This is a genomic window from Streptomyces sp. NPDC058375, assembly GCF_042723425.1.
GTDB lineage: Bacteria > Actinomycetota > Actinomycetes > Streptomycetales > Streptomycetaceae > Streptomyces > Streptomyces durocortorensis.
In genome coordinates this window covers 1-6,168 of sequence record NZ_JBHXJG010000338.1, presented here as the reverse complement: position 1 = coordinate 6,168, position 6,168 = coordinate 1, and the positions used below count along the sequence as shown (strand labels likewise).

Sequence of the window (6,168 nt, the reverse complement as noted above, 5' to 3'; positions counted from 1 at the left end):
ACTGCCCCCGGCCGCGGTTGCGGCCGGGGGCAGTTCTGGAAGGACGTGTCCTGACGAGGTGTTCTAGAGCACGCACTCCGCCTCGGCGTACCGCTCGGCCGGGACCGTCTTCAGCGTCTCGACCGCTTCCGCCAGCGGGACCATCACGATGTCGGTGCCGCGCAGCGCGGTCAGCATCCCGAACTCGCTCCGGTGCGCCGCCTCCACCGCGTGCCAGCCGAACCGGGTCGCGAGGACCCGGTCGTACGCGGTCGGCGTGCCGCCGCGCTGGACGTGGCCGAGGATGACCGGGCGGGCCTCCTTGCCGAGCCGCTGCTCCAGCTCCCCGGAGAGCTGTGTGGCCACCCCGGCGAACCGCTCGTGGCCGTAGATGTCCTTGACGCCCTGCTCGAACTGCATGGAGCCCTCGCGGGGCTTGGCGCCCTCGGCGACCACCACGATGGCGAACTTCTTGCCCGCCGAGAACCGCTTGCCGACCAGCTCGGTCAGCTCGTCGATGTCGAAGGGGCGCTCGGGCACCACGATCGCGTGCGCGCCGGCGGCCATCCCGGAGTGCAGGGCGATCCAGCCGGTGTGCCGGCCCATGACCTCGACGATCAGCACCCGCTGGTGCGACTCGGCGGTGGTCTTCAGCCGGTCCAGCGCCTCGGTCGCCACACCGACGGCGGTGTCGAAGCCGAAGGTGACGTCGGTGGAGGCGATGTCGTTGTCGATGGTCTTCGGGACACCGACGATGGGCAGCCCGGCCTCGGAGAGGAGGTTCGCCGCCTTCAGCGTGCCCTCGCCGCCGATCGGGATGATGGCGTCCAGGCCGAGGTCCGCGACATGTCCACGGGCCCGCTCCACACCGTCGCGCAGATGCGCGGGCTGGACGCGGGAGGAGCCGAGGATCGTGCCGCCGCGGGCCAGGATGCCGCCCACCGCGTCGAGGTCGAGCTTGCGGTAGTCGGCCTCCAGCAGGCCCTTCCAGCCGTCGTGGAAGCCGATGACCTCGTCGCCGTGGTCCACCACCGCGCGGTGCACGACGGAACGGATGACGGCGTTGAGGCCGGGGCAGTCGCCGCCGGAGGTGAGTACGCCAATGCGCATGGCCCGGAAACCTTTGCAACGTGTAAGTCGACGACCGGACCACGCCGTCCGGTTGGATCCCCGCCACCCTACCGGCGCAGGGTGGCGGGACCGAACCGGCCGTCCGCCTAATGGACTTCGCTCAACCGAGCGGAAAACCCTTCAGGCGGGCTCTGCTCAACCGAGCGGAAGCCCTCTCAGGCGGGTGCTTTGCTCATGCGAGCGGGAAGCGCCTCAGGCGGGCTGCGTCGCCGAGGCGATCCGCTCGGCGCGCAGCGCCTCGTACCAACGGTCGTCGGTGGGCGGCAGCGCGTTCACGTCGAGGGCCAGCTTCAGCAGCAGATCGGCGATCTGCGGGTTGCGGGCCATCACCGGACCGTGCATGTACGTCCCGAAGACCGTGTCGTTGTACGCGCCCTCCGTACCGTCTCCGGTGCCGTTGCCCCGGCCGAACTGGACCCGGGCGAACGGCCGTGCCGTCGGGCCGAGATGGGTGACGCCCTGGTGGTTCTCGAACCCGGTCAGGGGCTCCAGGCCGAGCTGCGGGTCGATGTCCGCCAGTACGTCGCCGACGCACCGCGCGCCCTCGCCGCGGGTGGAGACCACGTCGAGCAGACCGAGACCCTGCTCGCGCTCGCCGAGGTCGTTGACGAACTCGTGGCCGAGGATCTGGTAGCCCGCGCAGACCGAGAAGATGATCGCGCCGTTGGACGCGGCCCGGGCCAGCCCGCCGTCGCGGCGCAGCCGCTCCGCCGCGAGCCGCTGCGGCCGGTCCTCGCCGCCGCCGATCAGATAGATGTCGCCGGACGTCGGCACCGGCTGGTCGCTGCGCACGTCGACGCGCTGCACGTCCAGACCGCGCTGCCGGGCCCGCCGCTCCACGACCAGCGCGTTGCCCTGGTCGCCGTAGGTGCTGAGCAGGTCGGGGTAGACCCAGACCAGACGCAGACCGTTGTTGCTCATGCTTCGTCCTCTCCGGAGGTGGCCGGGGCCGGGGTCAGTTGCCGACACGACGGCGCAGATCCTGGAAGGCGGTGTAGTTGGCGATGACCTCGATACGGCCGGGCGGGGCGTACTGCACGGCCTCGTCGAGGTTCTCGCAGACCCGGAAGTCGAGACCGGCCACTTCGAGGCGGACCGCGAGGTCCAGCTTCCGGTCGCCGAGCACGAAGATCGGGTGTCCGGCCAGCTGGGTGTAGTCCACGTCCCACAGCCAGGAGGTGTCCGTGCCGTCCGCGCCACGGGCGTTGACCGAGAGGATCACCGGCGTCGGCGGCGGATCGATCAGCGAGAACGTCTCCAGCCAGCCGGCCGGGTTCTTCGCCAGCAGCAGGCGCAGCTCACGGTTCTGGAAGGTGACGACGTCGTAGCGTCCGGCCACCGCCTGCACCTGGTACATCCGCTCCAGCGCGATCTGCGGCGGCACCCCGAAGACGGCGGCGACGGCCGCCGAGCTGGTGGCGTTCGCCTTGTTCGCCCGGCCCGGCAGCTGGAGGTGGATCGGCCACGCCGAACCGTGCGGATCCAGGACGTAGTCGCCGTTCAGCGCCCAGCTCGGGGCGGGGCGGCGGAAGCCGCACTGCCCGCAGAACCAGTCGTCGCCCGGGCGCTGCATCACACCGCCGCAGGACGGGCAGGACCAGGCGTCGTCCTTCCACGCCTGACCGGCCGCCACCCACACTACGTTGGGCGAGGAGGAGGCCGCCCAGACGACCAGCGGGTCGTCCGCGTTCGCGATGACCACGGCCTTCGAGCCGGACAGGCCCTCGCGCCAGTACTCGGCCATCATCCGGGTCTCCGCCGCGCGGTCCAGCTGGTCGCGGGAGAGGTTGAGCAGCGCGATGGCCTTGGGCGTGGTGTCCCGGGCCACCCCCGCCAGATACTTCTCGTCGACCTCGATCACGCCGAACTTCGCGTCCGAGCCGCCGGCCAGCGCCGAGGTGATGCCCGCGGGCATGTTCGCGCCCAGCGCGTTCGATACGACGGGCCCCGCGGCCCGCAGCGCCTCGGCGATCAGCCGGGTGGTGGTCGTCTTGCCGTTCGTCGCCGACACGAGGATCACGTCCAGGTGCTGCGCCAGCCGCCCCAGCAGGTCGGGGTCGAGTTTGAGCGCCACCCGGCCGCCGATCACCGATCCGCTGCCCCGCCCCGCGGCTCGTGACACCGCCGCCGCGGCCTTGCCCGCCGTCACGGCCAGTTTGGCCCGCGGCGACAACGGCTCCGTGTTGCCTGCCATCGTCCTAGATCCTCCTTGCATCGGTCCGCGCCCAGCCTATCGATGTCCGGCGCGGCGACCGCACCGCGGCACCACGGGAACTCCCCGGCTCCGGCGGAACGTACGCTTGCCGCCATGCGAAACCGCCCGATCCCCGGCAGTTCCGGACTCGTCCGTGAGATGAGTCTGCTCGGCGAGCCGTTGCTCCACCGGCCCTGCGAGGACGTCACGGACTTCGGTCCGTCGCTCGCGAAGCTGGTCGAGGACATGTTCGCCACGATGTACGCCGCACAGGGTGTCGGGCTCGCCGCCAACCAGATCGGCGTCCCGCTCAAGGTGTTCGTCTACGACTGTCCGGACGACGACGATGTCCGCCATCTGGGACACGTGGTCAATCCCGAACTGGTCGAGGCGGACGGACTCACCGTACGCGGACCGGAGGGCTGTCTGTCACTTCCGGGCCTGGAAGCGGGCACGGAACGCTTCGACCACGCGGTCGTCGAGGGGCTGACGATGACCGGCGAGCCGGTCCGGATCGCTGGGACGGGATGGTTCGCCCGGTGCCTCCAGCACGAGTGCGACCACCTGGCGGGCACCGTCTACACCGACCGGCTGACCGGGCTGCGGCGCTCCCGGGCACTGCGGGCGGCGCGCAAGGCGCCCTGGGCGCGCGGGAACACCCCTTAGAACCCAGGCCCGCCTCGCGTACGCCTGGAACCCGGGCCGCCCCGCGTACGTCTAGAAACCCGGCGCGCCCCGCGTACGTCTAGAACCCCGGCCCGCCCCGGACGTCGCGGTCGCCCGCCTCCGCCAGCCGCCCCCACAGCAGGTCGGCGAGGCTGCTCACGAGCCGTTCGCGGGAGCAGGGCCGGTCGGCGAGCCACCAGTCGCCCGCCGCGTGCATCATGCCCACGATCCCGTGGCCCCAGATGCGGGCCATCTGCTCGCCGTCCGGGCCGAGGTCGACTCGCTCGACGATCACCTGGCCCAGCTCCTCGCCGAGGCGGCGCAGCAGCGGGGCGGAGTGCCGGCCGACGTCGAAGCCCTGTTCGGGGGAGGGGGCGGCGTCGTCTGCCCCGTCGGAGGGGTGCATCAGGAAGCGGTAGACCTGCGGGCGGGCCTCGATCGCGGCGAGATAGGTGTCGAGCGTGGCCTCCACCCGCTCACGCCGGTCGGCGGGCGCGTCCAGGGCCGCCCGCAGCGCGCCGAGCAGCGCGTCGGTGTGGCGCTTGGCCAGCGCGCGGTAGAGGCCGCCCTTGTCCCCGAAGTGGCGGTAGAGGATCGGCTTGGTGATCCCGGCCTCGGCGGCGATGGCGTTCATCGAGGCCTGCGGACCGTCCCTGAGTACCACCCGGTCCGCCGCTTCCAGCAACTCGCGGCGACGGCGCTCGGCCGCGGTCCGCTGTCGCTCGGCGCTTCGTGCGGTCTCCATGTCGTCTCTCCCACCCCTGGCCACGCGATGCCGTCGCATCGCTTCTGCACGCCCGCGCAACGTAACACTCCGCGGGGCGGGCGCCTGATCGGCTCCATGGCGGTTGACAGTGCCTACTTGCCGGTAACAGACTGTGGTTACCGCAAGTAACGTACGGGTTTTCGCCGCAGTGCCTGGAGGGAACATGGCCGAGTTCACGCTTGAGCTCAACGACGACCAGAAGCAGGTCAAGGAGTGGCTCCACGGCTTCGCGGCGGATGTCATCCGCCCCGCCGCCTCGGAGTGGGACGAGCGTGAGGAAACGCCCTGGCCCGTCATCCAGGAAGCGGCCAAGGTCGGCATCTACTCCCTGGACTTCTACGCCCAGCAGTTCTTCGACCCTACGGGGCTCGGCATCCCCATGGCTATGGAGGAGCTCTTCTGGGGCGACGCGGGCATCGCCCTGTCGATCGTCGGTACGGGCCTGGCGGCCGTGGGCGTCCTCGCCAACGGCACCGAGGAGCAGATCGGCACCTGGATCCCGCAGATGTACGGCGACGCGAACGACGTGAAGGTCGCCGCCTTCTGCTCCTCCGAGCCCGACGCCGGATCCGACGTAGCCTCGATGCGCACCCGGGCCGTCTACGACGAGGCCAAGGACGAGTGGGTCCTCAACGGGACCAAGACCTGGGCGACCAACGGCGGTATAGCAGGCGTCCACGTGGTCGTCGCCGTCGTCGACCCCGGCATCGGCTCCAAGGGCCACGCCTCCTTCATCGTGCCGCCGGACACCCCCGGCCTTTCCCAGGGGCAGAAGTTCAAGAAGCACGGCATCCGCGCCTCGCACACCGCCGAGGTGGTCCTGGAGGACGTCCGCGTCCCCGGACACTGCCTGCTCGGCGGCAAGGAGAAGCTCGACGAGCGCCTCGCCCGCGCCCGGGAGCGCGCCAGGACCGGCGGCGAGCGGGTCAAGAACGCGGCCATGGCCACCTTCGAGGCCTCCCGCCCGGCCGTCGGCGCGATGGCCGTGGGCACCGCCCGCGCCGCCTACGAGGTCGCCCTCGACTACGCGAAGACCCGCACCCAGTTCGGCCGCCCCATCATCGACAACCAGGGCATAGCCTTCCAGCTCGCCGACATGCGCACCCGCATCGACGCGGCCCGGCTGCTGGTCTGGCGCGCCTCCTGGATGGCCACCACCGGCAAGCCGTTCACCTCGGCCGAGGGCTCCATGTCGAAGCTGTACGCGAGCGAGACCGCCCGGGACGTCACCGCGCAGGCCATCCAGATCCTCGGCGGCAACGGCTTCACCCGTGAGTACCCCGTCGAGCGCATGCACCGCGACGCGGCCATCTACACCATCTTCGAGGGCACCAGTGAGATCCAGCGCCTGGTGATCGCCCGCACGCTCTCGGGCATGCCGATCCGCTAGCGGAGAAGCGGACATGCGGAAGGGGCGGCCGGGGACATGTCC

At 71.2% G+C, this 6,168-nt stretch carries 6 protein-coding genes; 2 read left to right on the top strand and 4 right to left on the bottom strand.

Translation table 11 applies throughout. The features are described 5' to 3' along the window. Nucleotides 1–63: 63 nt before the first annotated feature. The 3 genes from ACFWM7_RS32575 to ACFWM7_RS32565 form a co-directional block, all read right to left on the bottom strand. Nucleotides 64–1,089, bottom strand: coding sequence for a 6-phosphofructokinase (locus ACFWM7_RS32575; protein ID WP_097876194.1), 1,026 nt, complete (start codon nucleotides 1,087–1,089; stop codon nucleotides 64–66). Nucleotides 1,090–1,302: 213 nt separating this feature from the next. After that, a complete protein-coding gene (locus ACFWM7_RS32570) occupies nucleotides 1,303–2,031 on the bottom strand; it encodes a type 1 glutamine amidotransferase (protein ID WP_383267647.1) in 729 nt (242 codons plus the stop codon). 34 nt (nucleotides 2,032–2,065) lie between these two features. Continuing rightward, the gene (locus tag ACFWM7_RS32565; RefSeq protein ID WP_383267644.1) at nucleotides 2,066–3,304 is read right to left on the bottom strand and encodes a MurT ligase domain-containing protein; all 1,239 of its coding nucleotides are present in this window, start codon (nucleotides 3,302–3,304) and stop codon (nucleotides 2,066–2,068) included. 114 nt (nucleotides 3,305–3,418) lie between these two features. Here ACFWM7_RS32565 and def point away from each other — a divergent pair, with 114 nt between their 5' ends. Beyond that, nucleotides 3,419–3,970, top strand: coding sequence for a peptide deformylase (def, locus tag ACFWM7_RS32560; RefSeq protein WP_383267641.1), 552 nt, complete (start codon nucleotides 3,419–3,421; stop codon nucleotides 3,968–3,970). Nucleotides 3,971–4,049: 79 nt separating this feature from the next. Here the strand turns inward: def and ACFWM7_RS32555 are convergent, their stop codons facing one another. Continuing rightward, nucleotides 4,050–4,715, bottom strand: coding sequence for a TetR family transcriptional regulator (locus ACFWM7_RS32555; RefSeq protein WP_383267638.1), 666 nt, complete (start codon nucleotides 4,713–4,715; stop codon nucleotides 4,050–4,052). A 184-nt stretch (nucleotides 4,716–4,899) separates the two neighbouring features. Here ACFWM7_RS32555 and ACFWM7_RS32550 point away from each other — a divergent pair, with 184 nt between their 5' ends. Further along, on the top strand, nucleotides 4,900–6,126 hold the full coding sequence (locus ACFWM7_RS32550) for an acyl-CoA dehydrogenase family protein (RefSeq protein WP_383267635.1): 1,227 nt from the start codon (nucleotides 4,900–4,902) through the stop codon (nucleotides 6,124–6,126). Nucleotides 6,127–6,168 lie beyond the last annotated feature (42 nt).

What these genes read in the sequence shown, in the direction of transcription:
- ACFWM7_RS32565 (WP_383267644.1), bottom strand. Translation starts at nt 3,304, where the DNA reads ATGGCAGGCAACACGGAGCCGTTGTCGCCGCGGGCCAAACTGGCCGTG.
- ACFWM7_RS32550 (WP_383267635.1), top strand. Translation starts at nt 4,900, where the DNA reads ATGGCCGAGTTCACGCTTGAGCTCAACGACGACCAGAAGCAGGTCAAG.
- def (WP_383267641.1), top strand. Translation starts at nt 3,419, where the DNA reads ATGCGAAACCGCCCGATCCCCGGCAGTTCCGGACTCGTCCGTGAGATG.
- ACFWM7_RS32575 (WP_097876194.1), bottom strand. Translation starts at nt 1,089, where the DNA reads ATGCGCATTGGCGTACTCACCTCCGGCGGCGACTGCCCCGGCCTCAAC.
- ACFWM7_RS32555 (WP_383267638.1), bottom strand. Translation starts at nt 4,715, where the DNA reads ATGGAGACCGCACGAAGCGCCGAGCGACAGCGGACCGCGGCCGAGCGC.
- ACFWM7_RS32570 (WP_383267647.1), bottom strand. Translation starts at nt 2,031, where the DNA reads ATGAGCAACAACGGTCTGCGTCTGGTCTGGGTCTACCCCGACCTGCTC.